We start from the raw sequence: 19279 nt of genomic DNA, 5'->3' as shown, positions 1-19279 counted from the left end.
AGATCACGCGTGGTGCTAGTTAAATCGTTCTAGACAATATGCCATATTATAAGCTAAAATAGCTATTTCTAGCCGCTGTTGAAAGCCTACTGGACTTCTTGCTCGATTATTCTCAGCGTTGTAATAACTAAGCAAAGAAAAGTCGCTTTCAATGCTTCTTCTAATTGCCATCATCGCTTACTATTGCGTGGACCTTGAAGCCATAATAATAGACTTTCTTGGTTGCTTTATAACCAATATCAGCTACGCCCCGAAAGATCTTGACACGATAATTGCGAACAGGCTGGCAAACTGGCACTGGGAAACTATCAATAATCAAAAATTCTCCAGCTGTTTTTACTTCTTGATTCCAAGCCTGACGGATACAACGAATTAGAGGCAAGAGCATCCGAGCTCGCCGATTAAAGCGAGAATGAGACAAGCCAACAAAGAATTTACAAAATCTTCGTTGAGACTCAATCCCAATTTCAGTTTGCCAAATGAGCATCGCTAAGATAGAACTATCAGGAAGCTTGGTCTGATCAACATTTTTACGATGTTTAAGTCCATCAGGCGCATAAAGCTTATATAGCGAGCGACAAATCACATTTAACCGATTAAAACTAACTTGTAAATGGTGAGAAAAACGCTTAAGCTTGAGATAGTTCAATTAGATCAGACTCTTTTCTATTTAAATTACTTACAACTTGAGTCTAGTCTAATTGGACTTTTTTATTAACTAAAACGATTTAACTAGCACCACGCGTACTACAAGCTAATTAACTAATTATGTCAACAGCTAAAAGCTAAAAAAGCTAACTTTTTTCGAACAAATATTCATGAAAGGCTTGGTATGATTGAGTTAGAGCGCACAAAAGAATTAGCAAAAAAATACAAAATGAATCTCCGTGAAGTAAATGACAAGGCAGGTTTAGGTAGAAATTCCATCTATAATTGGAAGAATCAAAGACCGGGAATTGATGCACTTAATGCAGTCGCAGATGTACTACATACGTCAGCCGATTATTTAAGTGGTAAGACAAACAATCCTAGCCCGTCACCTAAAGGTGATGAAACTGGTGGTATTTCTATTGATGGTGAAGTACCATATTTCTATCATGGCTACACTATTCCAGAAGACTACCTGAACATAGTTCGTCAACTTATGGAACGTGATATCAAAAAAGGACTTATTAAACGACATGACAACAGCAGATCAGAATAAACAAGAACTCATAGACTGGTTATTAGCCTATGCTAAAAAACGTGATATTATGGTTGAATTAGTTGAAGTAAATCCAACTTACCCATCCATTTCTTTAAAGAACTATAGATTCGCTGTCATTAATACTAATTGGCATCATCAAGAAGAAGTACCATTTTCAATAGGTCATGAGATTGGTCACATTATGCTGACTAATGGTGAAGTAGATTCTCGTCAATATATCACTTTTACAGAACAGAATTCCGAAGAAAGTCCAGCAGACATCTTTTCAATAAAGCTAATCTATAATTACTCCTGCAAAATGGGTGATTGCTTCGAAGATCCAGGTTTATTTATGCAAGCATACGGGATACCAAATCGAGTAGCTGATGCAACTAAAGAGATATTTAAGCGAGCAGCTTAACCATCAACTTCTATATTGATTTGATTACTAAAAGTTTTAGCATTAGTTTTTACACTACTTAAAATCCAATTAAACAAAAAATCGCTACTCAATTGAGTAACGATTTTTTCTATCCATCCAGTTCAACGCCTTGCAAGTCCTTCATCTTGCTATAAACTGCGCCACGTTGACTTGAATCAAACTCCAGAATAAGCATATCTCCGCCGCGAATTACGGTTTGCCCATTTGGTATGATCTCATCCCCATCACGGTGAATAGTTCTCACCCTAGTATCAACCGGCCATTGAACCTCAGAAATAGTTTTATCAACTAGTCTACTGCTCTCATAGACCGGCAGAGCCATTGTATCAGCCTGACCAGTATAGTTAGCCTTATGGTCACTACTCTTGTCCATAGCGGCTGCTAGAAGCCCGTAGATAGGCTTACCGCCAAGAAGTTCATCAACTAATAACGCAATGAAGGCCACCACAGCTAATGGCATCAAGTGAAGTAAGGACCCTACCATCTCAGTAATTAAGATAATTGCCGTAAATGGTGCACGAATGATTGCTGCAAAATATCCTGCCATTGAAAAAATCACTAGGTTAACTACTAAACGCTGCGGTAACAAGCCTAACTGTACCATCATCAGTCCATAAGTTGCACCAATCAAAGCGCCCATTGTCAAAATTGGCAGGAAAATACCACTAGGAAGACCTGAATCATAAGCAACAATGGAGAAAACAATTCTCATGACATAAAAGAATGCCAAAAGGCCGACTAGCCCCCAACCAGTTTTAGTAATCATGTTAGGTAAAGATAAGATTAATCGATTACCTGGACCCGTAATCAGTGGCCAAAAGTAAGCGATCGGAATCAAAATTGCCAAGGGGATCAAACCATGAAGCCAACGGGGCAAAAAGGTGATTTTAGCATAGACCTTCTTTAAACTAAATAAACCAACTTTATATAAATGACCCAATAAGCCTAATAAAATCCCTAAGATAAGCAAGTGCCAGTACAACGAAATCGGAAATGAATAGTTATATTGAATTGCTAGGGCGTGACGAATGCCAAACAAGTTTGAAACGACAAAGTTTGAAGCAATTGCGCCAGCTAAAGCATTCATCCAAACTAATGGTGAAAAGTTATGGAATACTTCTTCTAAGACAAACAAGGCACCACTCAAAGGAGCGCCAAAAGCGGCAGACAAACCACTTGAAGCCCCTGTTGCAAGCAGAATTCTAGTTTTTAATTTGTTCTGCTTGCATCCCTGAGCAACACCTTGACCAATTGTCGAGCCCAGCTGCAATGATGGTCCTTCTGGTCCTAGGAATAGCCCTGTGCCGATAACCAAGATACCACCGATTAATTTCCGCCATAAAATTGGAAACCATTGTAGTGATAGCTTCCCTTGCAGTTGCAATTTTACTTCTGGAATACCAGAACCACCAACATGGGGATATTGTTTAACAAAATAACCAGCAATTACCGCTACCGCAATAAAGCCAATGATAATCGCAATAAACCACAACGGATTCTGGTGCGCTAATTGAAACAAGTATAGCCAAAATCCAGATGTCTTTTCAATTCCAAATCTAAATAAGCCAACTACTACGCCGGTACATATTCCGACAAGTAGTGCTTGGAGCAACAGTTTAATATTAGTTCTGTTTGCCTCGTCTTTCATTACTTTCTCCCTCACAATAAAAAAACGTGTCACAAACTATTGTACAACAAAAAGCCAGCTAGAAATGTTCTAACTGACTTTTTTGTTTCATGTGAAACTAATTATTTTTCTTCATACCATTCGGTGTGGAAGACGCCTTCACGATCATTTCTAAGGTAAGTGTGCGCACCGAAGTAGTCACGTTGGCCTTGGATCATATTAGCTGGCCAGTTTGGATTAAAGATTGATTCCAACCAGTTAAGAGCTGCGCTCAAAGTTGGAGTTGGCACACCACACTTAGTAGCAAACTCAACTGATTTACGAAGCGCTGGCAAGTTTTCTTCCATCAACTTACGGAAGTAATCGTCTTGGAATAAATTCATGAGCTTACCGTTCTTGTCATAGGCTTTTTCAATATCCTTAAGCATTGCGGAACGAATGATACAACCTGCTTCCCAATCTTGAGCAATTGACTTGTATCTTAAGTCCCAATCATAAGCTTCAGCAGCCATAGTCAATTGTTGGAAACCTTGAGCATATGCGACAGCTTGGGCTAATTGCAATGATTTTTCGAACACGTCAACCATATCATCAGGGATTTCACCATTGTATTCAAACTTAGTTGGTTTAACGCCCTTTTCAATTACCAAGTGTGCTTGCTTACTCATGAAACGTGCCATTACAGCCTCGGCTACCACCGTTACAGGAGCGCCAAGTGCAACACCATCTTCGAGCATCCAGTTACCAGTACCTTTGTATGAAGCAACGTTCAAAATGTGATCGATTACGTGATCTGGAGTTAAATCATCTTTTTGTGCCAAAACTTTTGAAGTGATTTCACTAAGGTATGCTTCTACCTTACCGTGATTCCATTTATCAAAAATTGCTGACATCTCATCATCACTCTTGTGAGCAACGTCACGGAGCAAGTTGTAAACTTCTGAGAATTCTTGCATAATTCCGTATTCGATACCATTGTGCACCATTTTTACGTAGTGACCAGCACCTTCAGGACCCATGTAGTATACGCATGGCTTGCCTTCAGTATTCTTAGCAGCAATAGCTTCAAGAATTGGAGCAACTTCCTTATAAGCTGGTTCGTCACCACCTGGCATCAAAGCTGGACCATTTAAAGCACCTTCTTCACCACCGGAAACACCCATACCGATAAAGTGAATCCCATGCTTCTCCATTTCGTGGAAACGACGGTTAGTATCGTGATAATTTGAGTTACCACCATCGATTAAAATATCGCCTTTATCCAAAAGCGGCAGCAATTTTTGCAAAGTTTGGTCCACTGGATCGCCTGCCATAATTTGAATCAAAATCTTGCGTGGCTTTTCAAGTGAGTTTACGAACTCTTCCCAGGTGTAGCAAGGCTTTAATTTATCATCTTCATATTTTGCGAAAGCATCAACTTCTGGCTTGTCGATTGAGAAACCTGAAACGGAAAAGCCGTGGTTTCTAACATTTAAAGCAAGGTTTTTGCCCATAACAGACAAACCAATAACGCCGAATTGTTGCATGTTTAATAATTCCTCCATTAATCAAAGTTCATCAAGTATTATTATACGTTCTAGCACGCAAAAAAGCGAAACCAAAAGGTTCCGCTTTTTAAAATCTAGTTAATAATTTTTTTGTTATTGGGTAAAAGTGTTTCACACACTGCTCGGTAATATTTCCTAGGAAATATTACTTTTATTGATCAATACCCCAAAGTAAAATGTTAAATGCTAATGGTAATGTTAGCTCGGTAATGTATCCATCCTTTTTAGCCTGTTTTAAAGATGCTAGAACAAATTTACGTTGTTGACCCTTTAGCTTTTTGGCTGCTTTAACAGCTAAATTAAAGTCATACTCGTTTTTTCTAATAGCATTTTTTGATAACTATCTTTGCCCACAGAAATAGGTTGAGAATCGGAGTTTACAGTTACAATGTAGCTCCACTTGCTAAGTCGAGGAATATTTTTAATTGTTATAGCTTTATCAAACTTAGCTACTGCAGTTGAATTGCTGTTGTCTGCAGCGTTGGCAGTGACAGACGATGCTGAAGTAAAGCAGTAGCAAGTAAACCAATTAGAGCTTTTTTAGATTTCATAATTTAGCATCTTTTTACACATAGTGCTTATTGGCTAATAAGCATTAATTCATATCCAACACTGTCTATTATAAGCATCTGTATTCTATTTACTAGCCAACAGACTATTTTATATTTGAAATCGTATATAAAATGAGGCTATTTCCCAGGAAATATTTTCCCATACAAAAAAGCGGGACAAACGTCTCGCTTCTTTATAATTACTCAACCAAATTAGTGTTGTGAAGCACCGGAAACTGTATCAGGAGCAGGATCCTCTTCTGGTTCTGATTCTTCATGTTGAGATGCACCTGTTGCAGCGTCAGCTTCTAAGCCGTACTTTTCTGCAAAGTAACTGAATGGCTTCAAGTCTTCAGCTTGATACTTCTTGACAAAGGCTGGGTCATCAAGTGAGTTCAATTCAGTTGAGTAAGGCATTTCGTGAGTGTACTTGACGTCGATCAACATTGGACCGTCCATCTTCTTGAATTCGTCGACAGCATCTTCGAATTCCTTCTTGGTGCGTACAGTAACACCCTTAACATTCATACCTTCAGCAACCTTTGCCCAGTCGTTATCAGGGATAATAACACCAGATAATGGTTGGTTAGATTCATCTTCTTGTTCTGCTTGGATGTAACCCAAAGTTTCATTAGTGAAGACGATGTTCAAAATATGCATGTTGTAACGAGCCATAGTAAGAAGTTCTTGGTTCATCATAGCAAAACCACCGTCACCAGCTAATTGCCATATTTCACGGTCTGGGTAAACAGTTGCTGCAGTAAGAGCAGCTGGAGCACCATAACCCATAGTTGCGTGCAAGCCTGAAGTAGTCCACTTTTGATCATCATGCAAGTTCAAAAGACGGCATGAGTCAACGTTAACGTTACCAACATCAATAGCAAAGATGGCATTGTCATCAGCCTTCTTGTTGATAACATCCCAGATTGGTTCAGGACGTACAGGCATTTCATCTGAGTTCTTAAAGCTTGCTTGCCATGCATCCCAGTTCTCACGGTCTGCAATAGCAGCCTTGTAAAGTGGTGATTCGCTACGTTCTTCACCAGCGTCAATAATTGCTCTCAAAGCCTTCTTAGCATCTGCAAGCATTGAGACATCAGTTGAGTGACGCTTACCAAACTTGGCTGAATCAACATCAATTTGAATAACCTTAGCATCCTTAGGGAACCATAAAACTGAGAATGGTGAGTTGTTACCTACCCAAACAACTAAGTCAGTTGCGCTTTGGACTTCTTGAGCAGCCTTAGGTCCGATACGGCCGATAGTACCCATGTATGCTGGGAATTTGTCTTCTACTACACCCTTGCCCAAGTATGATGACATAATAGGGGTCTTGAACTTTTCAGCAAATTCCTTAACTTCTTCACCAGCATCCTTTGCACCTAAACCAATGTACATGGTTGGGTTCTTAGCTTCTTTCAAAAGCTTAACAGCTTCTTCAACTGAAGCCTTAGTTGGTGCTGGATAATTGTCTGCTGGATGAGCATCCTTGTTTACACGGAAGGTGTCATCAATCTTTTGCCAACCGTAGTCCTTAGGAATAATGATAACTGCAGGACCCTTTCTTGCGTAGGCTTGACGGATAGCTTCATCAGTTAAAATTGGAATTTGTTCAGCGGTCTTAGCTTGGCGGCACCAAACACTAGCGTTCAAGAACCACTTGTCTTCATCAAAAGCTTGGAAGAAGTCAATATCTTGACGGCTAGTTGGAACGTTAGCAACAATTGCTACCATTGGAGTCTTGTCAAACTTAGCATCATACAAACCATTGAATAAGTGGGCAGCACCAGGACCAGCTGAACCGAAACATACACCCAACTTACCAGTTAACTTATATTCTGCAGAAGCAGCTAAAGCACCAGCTTCTTCGTGACGTACTTCAATAAATTTCATCTTATCTCTAAAGTCATAGATAGCGTTCATACTTGAGTCGAATGAACCACCTGGGAAACCGTAGATATGATCAATTCCCCAATCGTAAATAACTTTAAGCATTGCATCAGAACCATTAATTTTTGTCATATAAGTGCATCTCCTTAACTTTTGTTCTTTCATAATGTATTAAAACACTTTTTTTCACATTTGCAAACCGATAAAATCACCGTTATTACGCAAATGAAAACGCTTTTGTAATAATAATCACTTCACAAGCTTTACCAAATTCAATATCTCAAAAAGCTGAATGGTAGCGTTTTATATTGTGATTTGATGAACATTATTATACTAAATTTCACTTATTTTATGTATATTCATTGTTACTTATAGTAAAAATTTAAGAAAAAATTTTTTACAATTTATTTCATAGCTATCCAATTTAGAAAAACGTTATTTTATAATTTTGCGCATAAAAATAACGTAGAATACTATTCCTACGCTATTTTTGTGCTATTCTACTTTTTCACTCTAGAGTAACGCCCATTTTGAATGTAAACACTCAAAATTGCCAAATCAGCTGGGTTAACTCCTGAAATTCGTTCTGCTTGAGCTAAAGTTTCAGGACGAATTTTTTCAAATTTTTGCCGTGCCTCAGTAGCTAAACCTTCGATTTGGTCATAATCAATATCTGCTGGGATTTTTTTGGCTTCTTGTCTCTTTAAGCGAGCAATTCTGGTTTCTTCTTTCTTGATATAGCCAGCATACTTGATACCAATCTCAACTTGTTCTTTAACGTAACGATCGCCTGGAACTTTTTCACCAGTTAACCGTTCAATATCAGCAATAGTAACATTAGGGCGACGCAAGAAAACATCGGCCTTAACACCGGCCTTCATCGGTTCCTGACCAATACTTTGCAAAAATTCCTGCACTTCATCAGTTAAATGAACCGTAATTTCATGCAGTCTCGTCTTTGCATCTTCAATCGCATGCTTCTTTTCTTCAAATCGTGCGAAGCGTTCGTCAGAAATTAAGCCCAGATCATGACCATATTCAGTCAAACGCAAGTCTGCGTTATCATTGCGTAAAATCAAACGATATTCTGCTCTACTAGTAAGTAGACGATATGGTTCATTCGTCCCTTTGGTTACCAAGTCATCGATTAACACGCCAATGTAAGCATCGTTACGGCCTAAGGTAAATCCTGGCTTATCTTGAGCAGATAATGCCGCATTAATTCCTGCAATTAAACCTTGACCAGCTGCTTCTTCATAACCTGATGTTCCATTCATCTGGCCTGCAGTAAATAAATGCTTTACGTTTTTGGTTTCCAAAGTATGCTTCAATTGCCATGGTTCAACCACATCGTATTCAATTGCATATCCTGGTCGCATCATTTCCGCATGTTCTAATCCCGCAACAGAATGAATCATCTTTAATTGAATTTCTTCTGGCATTGAAGTTGAAAAGTCGCCTACATAAACTTCCTTGGTAGTCTTTCCTTCTGGTTCAAGGAAAATTTGGTGGCGATCCTTATCTGCAAAGCGGACAACTTTGTCTTCAATTGAAGGACAATAACGTGGGCCTACACCCTTGATAATTCCAGAAAACATCGGTGCACGGTCAAGATTGTTTCTAATAATCGTGTGTGTGGTTGGATTAGTATAAGTCATCCAACAAGAAATTTGTTTTTGTAAATAATCTTCATCACGACTTTCATATGAAAAGTGCCGTGGGGTTTTATCACCAGGTTCTTCCTCAGTTTTAGAATAGTCAATTGTATTGCCGTTAACACGTGGAGGAGTACCGGTTTTAAAACGACGCAGCTTAAAACCTAACTTTTCTAGATTTTCCGACAGCTTAATTGAAGGAGTAGTGTTATTTGGACCTGAAGAATAAGTCAATTCCCCAATAATAATTTTACCGCGAGCCGCTGTACCTGTAGTCAAAACAACGCTTTTAGCATGATACTTCGCACCAGTATTGGTAATCACACCTTTGCAGACGCCATCTTCAACTACCAATTCATCCACGATAGCCTGACGCAAGGTCAAGTTGGGCGTATTTTCGATCGTATCCTTCATGTGTTCATGATATTGCCACTTATCAGCTTGAGCACGTAGCGCACGCACAGCTGGCCCCTTACCCGTATTTAACATCCGCATTTGGATATAGGTAGCATCAATGTTCTTTCCCATTTGACCACCTAAAGCATCAATCTCACGGACAACTGTCCCTTTAGCTGGTCCACCAACAGATGGATTACATGGCATAAAGGCCACCATATCCAAACCAATCGTAACCAGCAAAGTTTTTTGTCCCATGTGGGCACTTGCCAACGCAGCTTCACATCCAGCATGCCCAGCACCGACAACGATTACATCATATTCATTTGAATCATATGTTTTAACCATTTTCATCCTACTTTCCTAAACAGAATTGACTAAATAATTGCGTGATTAATTCATCTGGGGCACTTTCACCAGTGATTTCACCTAAAGTATCCCAAGCACCAGTAAAATCAATTTGTGCAATATCAACAGGGACACCATCTTCAACTGCTTGAATTACATCTTCCAATTCTTTCTTAGCCTTATGCAATAAGGAAGCTTGGCGTTGATTGGTTACCATAATTTGATCATTAGAATTTTCAATCCCAGCAAAAAATAGCTTATTAATCAATTCTTCAAGCGTATCTAAGTTTTGTTCTTTCAAAATCGAAGTTGAAATAACATCACTACCCGTTAGTTTCTCCATCTCAGTAGTTGTTATTTTTTGACCTAAATCCGACTTATTTAAGATCACGATTCGCTTCTTGTCCTTTGTCGCTTCAATTAAGGCTTGATCTTCAGCTGTTAATGCTTGACTAGCATCGATTAACAACAAGACCAGATCTGCTCGCTCCAAGGCCTTTTTTGATCTTTCTACACCAATTTTTTCCACCTTATCTTCAGTGTGGTGGATTCCAGCAGTATCAATTAGCTCTAGCGGTACTCCTTTTACAGACACATATTCTTCTAGCGTATCACGCGTTGTTCCAGCCACATCGGTCACAATCGCTTTGTCGCTTTGAGTCAGATAATTCAATAAAGAAGACTTTCCCACATTAGGACGACCAACAATTGCAGTAGCCAAACCATTGCGCAAGATTTTTCCTTCTTGTGCTGTCTTCAATAAGCGATTAATTTTATCAATTACTGATCTAGATGTGTCTGCCATCTGTTTTGCGGTAACAGTATCTGCATCATACTCTGGATAATCGATATTAACCTCAACGTTAGCCAAAGTATTCAGAATTTCCTGCCGCATTGCCTGAATCTTGTGTAACAATCCACCAGCTAATTGACCAACAGCCACTTGTCGTGCCTTATCCGTCTTGGCCCGAACGATATCCATCACACTCTCAGCTTGAGTTAAGTCAATTCGTCCGTTCACAAAAGCACGTTTAGTAAATTCACCAGGATCAGCCATTCGCGCACCGTGACTCAGCAACAATTGTAAAATATGATTAGTTACCACGATTCCGCCATGGCAATTGATTTCTACAATATCTTCACGTGTAAAGGTCTTGGGCGCACGCAGCACTGTCACCATTGCTTCATCAATCGTTTTCCCAGTATCCGGATCGATAATATGACCATAGTGAATAGTATGTGTCGGCACCTTGCTTAGATCTTCGCCTTTAAAAACCTCATCAGCAATCTTAATTGCATCCTCACCAGACATTCTTACGATTGAAATTCCGCCTTCACCGATGGGGGTTGAAATTGCTGCAATAGTATCGAACTCTGTCAAAGTTTGAGCCATAATTCTTCCCTTTTCTCAATAAAAAAAGCGCATTATACCACCACGAATAACCATGATGGATAAAGCACTTTGACTACTTTATCTAAAAATCATTTTAGACTAATATTCTTTTATTTCTTTTTGCGTCCTAAACGCTTGTAAGCCCTTCTTAGTTTACGTTTGCGTTCACGCTCAGCCTCAGCCTTTGCTTCTTGCTCTCTTCTATATTTAATAGGATTTTGCAAGATAAAGGTTTGAAGCGCCTGGAACAAGTTGGAAATTACCCAGTAAAGTGTAATAGCTGACTGGAAGTTTAAGGCCATCACACCAACCATGATAGACATTCCGTACATCATTACTTTGGTCATTCCATTTTGCGATGATTTTGGCGTCGATAATTGACTAATATACGTCGATAAGAACGTAAAGATCATTGCTAAAATAGGCATGATGTAATATGGATCGGGCTTGCTTAAATCCATCCATAAGAAGCGCCCAGTTTGTAACTGCGGTGTACGTAAAATCGCACCATACAGTGCATACATAACTGGCAACTGGATCAGGACAGGCAAACATCCAGTATAAGGATTTACGCCTGCTTCTTTATAAAGCTTGTTAGTTTCTTGTTGTAATAATGTTCTTGATTCAGTGTCACGTCCTGGATATTTCTTACGCAACTCATTAATTTGTGGTTGGATGCTTTGCATCTTAGTAGTACTTCGAATTGAAATAGCATTCAAAGGTACTAAGATGACACGAACAATGACGGTGAAGACAATAATTGCCCAGCCATAACTGTTCCCCATTAACTTAGCTAGCCACAAAATAAAAGCTGACATGTAATAAACGATCCAACGGTCCCACCAATTACCACTTGTATGTGAGATTGGCGTTGCTTGACCATTTGCTCCCGTAGTAGCACATCCTGTCAATACAACAGCAAGTATTGCTACTGCTAAGACTGCAAGAAGACGTTTGACATTTCTCTTGGTCAGAATGTCCTTCAATCTATTTTTCCTCAACTTTATCTGGCATTTCTTCAATAATATGAGCTAACGATAATGCGTGAAGCAAGTTTTTACGCACCTGAGCCATATTAAAATCGCGAGCATAAGGTCGCGTAATGATTAAAAAATCAACATGCGGATTAATCTGCAATTTTTCTTCATCAATCACGGCCCGAATATAACGCTTGAGTCGATTACGTGCGACTGCGGTATGACCAACCTTTTTGCCCACAGAAATTCCTACTCGAAAGTGTTTATTTTCTGTTTTTTCTACCTTATAAATGACAAAAGCTCGGTTAGCGACTGAGTCGCCAGATTCGAAAACTTGCTGGAAATCTTTTTCAGATTTTACTCGATAAGACTTTCTCAAAACGTTTCATTCCACTCTAGTAGACTAAAAAAACCACTGGGATTCAGTGGTTTAAGCAGATAAGACTTTTCTACCTTTTGCACGGCGTCTTGCTAAAACCTTACGGCCATTTGATGTGCTCATACGCTTCATAAAACCGTGAACACGTGAACGGTGACGCTTCTTAGGTTGGTAAGTTCTCTTAGTTGTCATATTAAACTGCACCTCCATAAATTTTTGTGCCAATTGCACAATTTCTTATTAAGGATAGCACGAAAAGCCATAAAAACCAAGTATTTTAAGAAAAAAAGACTTTTAAATCCCGTGAATATTTTCTAAAAATTCATTGTTTTTCATGTGGATAAAAAATAAAATATTTTTCTTACGTATAATTTCCACAAGATAATTCCCAACGTTTTCCACAACTCACATGGTGTTAAAAACTTAATTCACACCATGTGGATAACGCATATGGTATTTTACCTCAAGTATTGATAGAATAATATCCATAATTCACAGCTGTACTGTGCATAAATTAACAGTTTTGCTCTTATCATGTCAAAATGTGCATATCACTTTAATAGTTATCAACAGGCTGTGTACTTTGTTGATTTCTTTTTCACCTGTGGAAAACCAGTTAAGTAAATGGTAAAATAAATTTGCTTTTTACTAACTGGGGGAATGTACATTGTTCGACATTAATAAATTTTGGGAACACTTTAATGACGAGATGCGTGCTCGTTTCAACGAAGTTGCCTACAATGCATGGTTCAAAAATACTAAACCTATTTCATATAATGGAAAAACACATGAATTAAAAATTTTAGTTCAAAATCCTGTTTCTAAAGGTTACTGGGAAAAGAATCTATCTTCTCAATTGATTCAATCTGCCTACGGTTATGCCGACATCGAGATCTTACCTGTATTTAAAATATCTGAAGATGCGGATATTACAGAAAGGATCGTAACACCTGCGCCAAAGCGTGAAGCGCAAGTTCAACAGCCTAATTTGCCAGAAAAAGAATTCACTAAAGACTTGAAGTTAAACGAAAAATACACTTTTGATAACTTCGTTCAAGGTGAGGGAAACAAGTTGGCCGCCGGTGCTGCACTTGCTGTAGCCGACAGTCCTGGTAGTTTTTACAATCCTTTATTTATTTTTGGTGGCGTTGGTTTAGGTAAAACACACCTGATGCAAGCTGTTGGGCATCAAATGCTAGCAGAGCGACCTAACGCAAAAGTTGTCTATATACAGAGTGAAACTTTTGTTAATGACTTCATTAATTCCATCAAAAATAAAACGCAGGACAAATTCCGCGAAAAATACAGAACTTGTGACCTGCTTTTAGTTGATGATATTCAATTTTTTGCCAAAAAAGAGGGGATTCAAGAGGAATTCTTCCATACTTTTGAGACACTTTATAACGATCAAAAACAGATCGTAATGACTAGCGATCGGTTGCCTACAGAAATCCCAGATCTATCAGAGCGTTTAGTTTCTCGATTTACATGGGGCTTGCAAGTCGAAATTACGCCTCCCGATTTGGAAACCAGAATCGCTATTTTGCGACGCAAAGCTGAAACAGAAGGTTTGACTATCGATGATGGTACGCTTAACTATATTGCATCTCAAGTTGATACTAACATTAGAGAACTTGAAGGGGCTTTAGTTAAAGTTCAAGCTTATGCCACAATTGAAAAAGCAGATATTGACGTTAACCTTGCGCGTGAAGCATTAGTTGACCTCAAATTAGTTCAAAAAAATCGTGGATTACAAATCTCTAAAATACAGGAGGTTGTCGCAAACTATTTCCAAACTTCAACTGCTGAATTAAAGGGTAAAAAGCGTGTACGGCAGATTGTAGTTCCTCGGCAAATAGCAATGTATCTTTCTCGTGAATTAACAGATGCCAGTTTGCCAAAAATTGGTCAAGAATTTGGGGGAAAAGATCATACCACTGTCATGCATGCTTATGATAAAATCGACAAGCAGATGAAACTTGATTCTGATATCAAAACTGCTGTCTTTGACCTAAAGCAAATTTTGGAGCACTAAAAGTTATCCACTGTGGAAAAATAAACAAGTTTTACACAAGTTTTTAACCGTAACAAGTCCGTTATTTTAGGCTTCTTATGAGTTTTCAACAGAACTCACAGGCCCTACTACTACTAATTAATTATATAATTACTAATAAAGAGAAATCACACAGCTATTCTTGGGAGGAAAAACATGAAGTTTACAATTAATCGCAATCTGTTTATCGAAAACCTCAATAATGTAATGCGGGCCATCTCATCAAGAGCTACTATTCCAATTCTTAGTGGAATTAAGTTAGACTTAACAGAAGATGAACTTACGCTAACCGGTAGTGATACAGATATTTCAATTGAAATTCAAATTCCAGTCAATGATGATTTAAATGTGGAATCTACAGGTTCTATTGTTTTACCAGCTAGATTCTTTAGTGAGATCGTAAAAAAATTGCCTGGTAAAGACTTCTCATTTGAAGTAAAAGAAAGTTTTCAAACTCAGATCATATCTGAAAATAGTGAATTTACAATTAATGGTTTAGATGCTAATAACTATCCACGTTTACCAGAAATTTCAGATGCTGCTTCATTCACTATTTCTGGTAAAACTTTCCGTGAAATCATTAATGAAACGCAATTTGCTACTTCCAATGATCAAACACGAGCAATTTTAACTGGGGTACGTTTCTTCTTTAGTCCAGATAAAATTAAAGCTGTCGCAACTGATTCCCACCGTTTATCTCAAAGAACAATTGCTTTAGAAAACGGACCTCAAGCTGAAACTGATTTGATTATTCCTGGTAAAAGTTTGCAGGAATTAGCTAGAATCATTGGTGAAGCTGATCCAGAAGTTAAAGTTTGCCCAGGTGATAACCAAGCTTTATTTGTAATTGGCAACTTGTCCTTCTATTCACGTCTTTTGGACGGAAATTATCCAGACACTGATCGCTTGATTCCGACTGAAAAGACCACTAGTGTTGAATTTGACATTTCCGAATTATCTAGTGCCCTTGAACGTGCCAGTTTGTTAACTCATGCTGGCCGTAACAACGTGGTTACTTTGACTTTAGATATAGAAAATCAATCAGCTAAGTTATCAGGTAAATCTGCGGAAATTGGTAATGTTGAAGAAGATGTTAGCTTCAGAAATCTTGAAGGAAACAATTTAGAGATTTCCTTCAACCCTGACTATATGCGTGATGCGTTAAGAGCTTCAGTAACAGATTCTGTAATTATGAGTTTTACTAAGCCACTTCGTCCATTTATCATTAATCCAGATAAAGAAGACATTGAATTTGTGCAATTAATTACGCCAGTTAGAACATATTAATCAAGTACACAATATTTAGGTCATAAAAAGTCGTCAAATAAGGCGACTTTTTATTTTGCTTTTAAACGAAAACGCAAAATATTGGCGTATATTTATTTTTTTACCGTGCTAGTGTGATTAGGTTATTTTGAAAAAAAGCTCTGAAAAGGCTTATAAGAGCGATTTAGTTTGTTATTTGGGTTGAAAACTAATATAATTATATAGGTATAAAGCGTATTGAAGGTGAGCATTATTAAGTATTTTAAAGTTGACGGCGATCATATTACTTTGGGGCAATTCCTGAAGGAAGAGAGCATTATTTCATCAGGTGGACAAGCTAAATGGTACTTAAAAGATAATCCAGTAACTTTAAATGGTGAACTTGAAGATCGAAGAGGCAAAAAGATGCATGTTGGTGATCATGTAGTGGTTAATGGCCAAGAATATGAGTTTCGGTAGGGAAGTCAATGTATCTTGATCATTTTACTGTACAGAATTTTCGTAATTTAAAAAAGCTTGACGTAAATTTTGATTCAAACGTCAATATTTTTATTGGCAAAAATGCTCAGGGCAAGACCAATTTGCTAGAGGCAATCTATTTTTTAGCATTAACACGTTCACATAGGACCAATAATGATAAAGATTTAATTGGTTTCGGCGGTGAGTTTACCAATTTACTTGGGCATGTACATAAAAGCCAGGTGGAGCTTGATTTACGTGTTTTGATCACCCAAAAAGGTAAAAAAGTATGGATTAATCGAGTTGAGCAGGCGAAGTTGTCTAAATACGTAGGTCAGCTGAATGCGATTTTATTTTCACCGGAAGACCTCGAGTTGATCAAGGGTGCACCAGCACTACGGCGGAGATTTATGGATCAAGAATTTGGTCAAATAAATGCAGAGTATTTATACTTCGCAAGTAAGTATCGGCAAGTTTTAATTCAAAAGAATAATTATCTGAAGCAGCTAGCTAAAGGTAAGGCAAAGGATCAGGTCTTTTTAGATGTACTTTCAGATCAACTAGCTGGTATCGCCGCTGAAGTTGTCTTTCGACGATTTAAATTTCTTAAGTATCTTAGTCACTATGCTAGCGATGCTTATGCACATATTAGTTTGGGCAGTGAGCAGCTTTCAATTGCTTATCATCCATCAGTGGCTGACATCCAAGCTGATGACAGTACAGAAGAAATTTATCAAAAGATTTTAGCAAGTTATGCACGAAATAAGGCAAGTGAAATTCGCAAGGGGACAACTACTTCTGGGCCGCACCGTGATGATATTGAATTTAAACTTGATGGTCAAAATGCACATCTTTATGCTTCGCAAGGGCAGCAGCGTTCAATTGCACTTAGCGTCAAGCTGGCGGAAATTCAATTGGTGCATCAACTAACAGATGAGTATCCTTTACTCTTGCTGGATGATGTAATGAGCGAGTTAGATCATGGTCGACAAAGTGCGCTACTTAATTATATTCATGGGAAAACGCAAACCTTTATTACTACGACTGACTTAGAGGGGATTTCCTGGGAAATAATTAAAAAGCCGCGTGTGTATCACATTCAATCAGGCAAAATTAGTTTGGAGAAGGAGAATTAAATGGCTGATAATTCAAAAGAAAATCTTGAAAAGGTCAAAAAATATGAAAAAGAGGCTGACAAGTATAATGCCAGTCAAATTCAGGTTCTTGGCGGTCTAGAAGCTGTACGTAAGCGGCCAGGTATGTATATCGGTTCGACTAGTTCTCAGGGATTGCACCACTTAGTGTGGGAAATTATTGATAACAGTATTGATGAACGACTTGCTGGTTTTGCGACCAAGATTGAAGTTACGATTAACGAAGATGGTAGTGTCACCGTTCAAGATGATGGACGTGGGATTCCTGTAGATATTCAAGAAAAAACAGGTCGTCCTGCATTAGAGACTGTATTTACTGTACTTCACGCCGGTGGTAAATTCGGCGGTGGTGGATATAAGGTTTCTGGTGGTTTGCACGGAGTTGGGGCTTCAGTAGTTAACGCTCTGTCCACTAAACTTGATGTTACCGTAATGCGTGATGGCAAAAAGTACTTTATCGATTTCGATCATGGCCGTGTTAAGGATGAGATGAAACAAATTGGCACGGTTCCACTTGATGAACATGGGACGATTGTTCACTTCTATCCAGATCCAGATATTTTCACAGAAACTATTGTTTTTGATGACAAGATCTTGAAGAACAGAATCCGTGAATTGGCCTTTTTGAACAAGGGATTAACTTTAACCTTTACTGACAAGCGTAAAGACACTGCCGAAACAGATGTGTATAAGTTTGAAGGTGGGATTAAGGAATACGTTGCCTTTTTGAACAAGAGACAAGAAGTATTATTTGATGATCCAATTTATGTTGAAAGCACCTATAATGGCATTGATGTTGAAGTGGCTTTGCAATATACAAATGGCTATAAGACTACTTTGATGACTTTTGCCAATAATATTCACACCTATGAAGGTGGGATGCACGAGGCTGGTTTTAAGACTGCGTTAACACGTGTGGTTAATGACTATGCACATAAGTCTAAGATCTTGAAAGATAAGGACGATAATCTTTCCGGTGAAGACATTCGTGAAGGAATGACAGCTATTGTCTCAGTTAAGCACCCTAGTCCGCAATTTGAAGGTCAGACTAAGACCAAGTTAGGTAATTCGGATGCTAGAACTGCTGTAGATAAGGCTTTTTCAGAAACCTTTAGTCGTTTCTTGATGGAAAATCCTTCAGTTGGGCGCAAGATTGTAGAAAAGGGTCAATTAGCCGAACGAGCTAGAACTGCTGCCAAGCGTGCACGTGAAGTAACAAGAAAGAAATCTGGTCTGGAAATTGCTAATTTACCAGGTAAGTTAGCCGACAATACAAGTAACGATCCAAGTATTTCAGAACTGTTTATCGTCGAGGGTAACTCAGCCGGCGGTTCTGCTAAGCAAGGTAGATCACGTTTAACACAGGCTATTTTGCCAATCAGAGGTAAGATTTTAAATGTTGAAAAAGCTTCGATGGATCGAATCTTGGCTAACCAAGAAATTAGATCTTTATTCACAGCTTTAGGAACAGGCTTTGGTGCTGACTTTGACGTTTCAAAAGCACGTTATCACAAATTGATTATCATGACTGATGCCGATGTCGATGGTGCCCACATTAGAACCCTGCTGTTGACCTTGTTCTATAACTATATGCGCCCAATGATCGACAAGGGCTATGTTTATATCGCCAAGCCACCTCTATACCAAGTTCGTCAGGGGAAAGTGGTCAGATATCTTGATACTGACGAAGAATTGCATGATTACTTAGGTAGCTTGCAACCAAGTCCCAAGCCTACTGTGCAACGTTACAAGGGGTTAGGTGAAATGGACCCAGAGCAGTTGTGGGAAACTACTATGAATCCAGAAAATAGAAGACTGGATCGGGTAAGTCCTGAGTATGCTAAAGATGCTGACGCAGTCTTTGAGCTCTTAATGGGAAATGAAGTTTCACCAAGACGTGACTTTATTCAAAAGAATGCTAAATATGTTGAAAACTTGGATGCATAGGAGGATTAG

Annotated in this window: 15 protein-coding genes and 1 pseudogene; 7 read left to right on the top strand and 9 right to left on the bottom strand. The window is 38.5% G+C overall.

Going from position 1 to position 19279, the window contains the following annotated elements; genetic code table 11:
* Nucleotides 1-15: 15 nt before the first annotated feature.
* Nucleotides 16-649, bottom strand: a pseudogene (locus tag CP367_RS06295) (transposase).
* A gap of 183 nt (nucleotides 650-832) precedes the next feature.
* Here CP367_RS06295 and CP367_RS06290 point away from each other — a divergent pair.
* Nucleotides 833-1204, top strand: coding sequence for a helix-turn-helix transcriptional regulator (locus CP367_RS06290; RefSeq protein WP_005721887.1), 372 nt, complete (start codon nucleotides 833-835; stop codon nucleotides 1202-1204).
* Nucleotides 1182-1607 carry an ImmA/IrrE family metallo-endopeptidase gene (locus tag CP367_RS06285; RefSeq protein WP_005720757.1) on the top strand — a complete coding sequence of 142 codons (426 nt, stop codon included), beginning with the start codon at nucleotides 1182-1184 and terminating at the stop codon, nucleotides 1605-1607. The genes CP367_RS06290 and CP367_RS06285 overlap by 23 nt, the downstream gene beginning before the upstream one ends.
* Nucleotides 1608-1716: 109 nt before the next feature.
* Here CP367_RS06285 and CP367_RS06280 read toward each other — a convergent pair whose 3' ends face one another.
* The 8 genes from CP367_RS06280 to rpmH form a co-directional block, all read right to left on the bottom strand.
* Nucleotides 1717-3276: a ClC family H(+)/Cl(-) exchange transporter gene (locus CP367_RS06280; RefSeq protein ID WP_013087091.1), complete on the bottom strand. Its 1560-nt coding sequence runs from the start codon at nucleotides 3274-3276 to the stop codon at nucleotides 1717-1719.
* Between the two features lie 101 nt (nucleotides 3277-3377).
* Nucleotides 3378-4781, bottom strand: coding sequence for an NADP-dependent phosphogluconate dehydrogenase (gene gndA, locus CP367_RS06275; RefSeq protein ID WP_089145740.1), 1404 nt, complete (start codon nucleotides 4779-4781; stop codon nucleotides 3378-3380).
* A gap of 785 nt (nucleotides 4782-5566) precedes the next feature.
* A complete protein-coding gene (gene spxB, locus CP367_RS06265) occupies nucleotides 5567-7375 on the bottom strand; it encodes a pyruvate oxidase (protein WP_089145741.1) in 1809 nt (602 codons plus the stop codon).
* 368 nt (nucleotides 7376-7743) lie between these two features.
* Nucleotides 7744-9642, bottom strand: coding sequence for a tRNA uridine-5-carboxymethylaminomethyl(34) synthesis enzyme MnmG (gene mnmG / locus CP367_RS06260; RefSeq protein WP_035442900.1), 1899 nt, complete (start codon nucleotides 9640-9642; stop codon nucleotides 7744-7746).
* 7 nt (nucleotides 9643-9649) lie between these two features.
* Nucleotides 9650-11035, bottom strand: a complete 1386-nt coding sequence (mnmE, locus tag CP367_RS06255) for a tRNA uridine-5-carboxymethylaminomethyl(34) synthesis GTPase MnmE (protein WP_089145742.1) — start codon at nucleotides 11033-11035, stop codon at nucleotides 9650-9652.
* 110 nt (nucleotides 11036-11145) lie between these two features.
* Nucleotides 11146-12021 (bottom strand): membrane protein insertase YidC, encoded by an 876-nt coding sequence (locus CP367_RS06250; RefSeq protein WP_005721891.1) that lies wholly within the window; start codon nucleotides 12019-12021, stop codon nucleotides 11146-11148.
* Between the two features lies 1 nt (nucleotide 12022).
* Nucleotides 12023-12391, bottom strand: a complete 369-nt coding sequence (gene rnpA, locus CP367_RS06245; RefSeq protein ID WP_005726675.1) for a ribonuclease P protein component — start codon at nucleotides 12389-12391, stop codon at nucleotides 12023-12025.
* 51 nt (nucleotides 12392-12442) lie between these two features.
* Entirely contained in the window at nucleotides 12443-12583 is a 141-nt protein-coding gene (gene rpmH, locus CP367_RS06240; protein ID WP_003549412.1) for a 50S ribosomal protein L34, read from the bottom strand.
* A 475-nt stretch (nucleotides 12584-13058) separates the two neighbouring features.
* Between rpmH and dnaA the strand changes: the two genes are divergently transcribed.
* The 5 genes from dnaA (at nucleotide 13059) to gyrB (ending at nucleotide 19270) form a co-directional block, all read left to right on the top strand.
* On the top strand, nucleotides 13059-14426 hold the full coding sequence (dnaA, locus tag CP367_RS06235) for a chromosomal replication initiator protein DnaA (RefSeq protein ID WP_035442826.1): 1368 nt from the start codon (nucleotides 13059-13061) through the stop codon (nucleotides 14424-14426).
* A gap of 174 nt (nucleotides 14427-14600) precedes the next feature.
* A complete protein-coding gene (gene dnaN, locus CP367_RS06230) occupies nucleotides 14601-15731 on the top strand; it encodes a DNA polymerase III subunit beta (protein WP_061205007.1) in 1131 nt (376 codons plus the stop codon).
* A gap of 216 nt (nucleotides 15732-15947) precedes the next feature.
* Nucleotides 15948-16169: a S4 domain-containing protein YaaA gene (gene yaaA / locus CP367_RS06225; RefSeq protein WP_005721893.1), complete on the top strand. Its 222-nt coding sequence runs from the start codon at nucleotides 15948-15950 to the stop codon at nucleotides 16167-16169.
* 8 nt (nucleotides 16170-16177) lie between these two features.
* Nucleotides 16178-17305: a DNA replication/repair protein RecF gene (gene recF / locus CP367_RS06220; RefSeq protein ID WP_013085587.1), complete on the top strand. Its 1128-nt coding sequence runs from the start codon at nucleotides 16178-16180 to the stop codon at nucleotides 17303-17305.
* Nucleotides 17306-19270 carry a DNA topoisomerase (ATP-hydrolyzing) subunit B gene (gyrB, locus tag CP367_RS06215; RefSeq protein WP_089142923.1) on the top strand — a complete coding sequence of 655 codons (1965 nt, stop codon included), beginning with the start codon at nucleotides 17306-17308 and terminating at the stop codon, nucleotides 19268-19270.
* The last annotated feature ends 9 nt before the right edge of the window (nucleotides 19271-19279 follow it).

The sequence above is a fragment of the Lactobacillus sp. UMNPBX16 genome, from assembly GCF_002553775.1.
Classification (GTDB): domain Bacteria; phylum Bacillota; class Bacilli; order Lactobacillales; family Lactobacillaceae; genus Lactobacillus; species Lactobacillus crispatus.
This window is presented reverse-complemented; position numbering and strand designations above follow the sequence as displayed.

What these genes read in the sequence shown, in the direction of transcription:
- dnaN (WP_061205007.1), top strand. Translation starts at nt 14,601, where the DNA reads ATGAAGTTTACAATTAATCGCAATCTGTTTATCGAAAACCTCAATAAT.
- CP367_RS06290 (WP_005721887.1), top strand. Translation starts at nt 833, where the DNA reads ATGATTGAGTTAGAGCGCACAAAAGAATTAGCAAAAAAATACAAAATG.
- mnmG (WP_035442900.1), bottom strand. Translation starts at nt 9,642, where the DNA reads ATGGTTAAAACATATGATTCAAATGAATATGATGTAATCGTTGTCGGT.
- gyrB (WP_089142923.1), top strand. Translation starts at nt 17,306, where the DNA reads ATGGCTGATAATTCAAAAGAAAATCTTGAAAAGGTCAAAAAATATGAA.
- gndA (WP_089145740.1), bottom strand. Translation starts at nt 4,781, where the DNA reads ATGCAACAATTCGGCGTTATTGGTTTGTCTGTTATGGGCAAAAACCTT.
- recF (WP_013085587.1), top strand. Translation starts at nt 16,178, where the DNA reads ATGTATCTTGATCATTTTACTGTACAGAATTTTCGTAATTTAAAAAAG.
- mnmE (WP_089145742.1), bottom strand. Translation starts at nt 11,035, where the DNA reads ATGGCTCAAACTTTGACAGAGTTCGATACTATTGCAGCAATTTCAACC.
- CP367_RS06280 (WP_013087091.1), bottom strand. Translation starts at nt 3,276, where the DNA reads ATGAAAGACGAGGCAAACAGAACTAATATTAAACTGTTGCTCCAAGCA.
- CP367_RS06285 (WP_005720757.1), top strand. Translation starts at nt 1,182, where the DNA reads ATGACAACAGCAGATCAGAATAAACAAGAACTCATAGACTGGTTATTA.
- rpmH (WP_003549412.1), bottom strand. Translation starts at nt 12,583, where the DNA reads ATGACAACTAAGAGAACTTACCAACCTAAGAAGCGTCACCGTTCACGT.
- spxB (WP_089145741.1), bottom strand. Translation starts at nt 7,375, where the DNA reads ATGACAAAAATTAATGGTTCTGATGCAATGCTTAAAGTTATTTACGAT.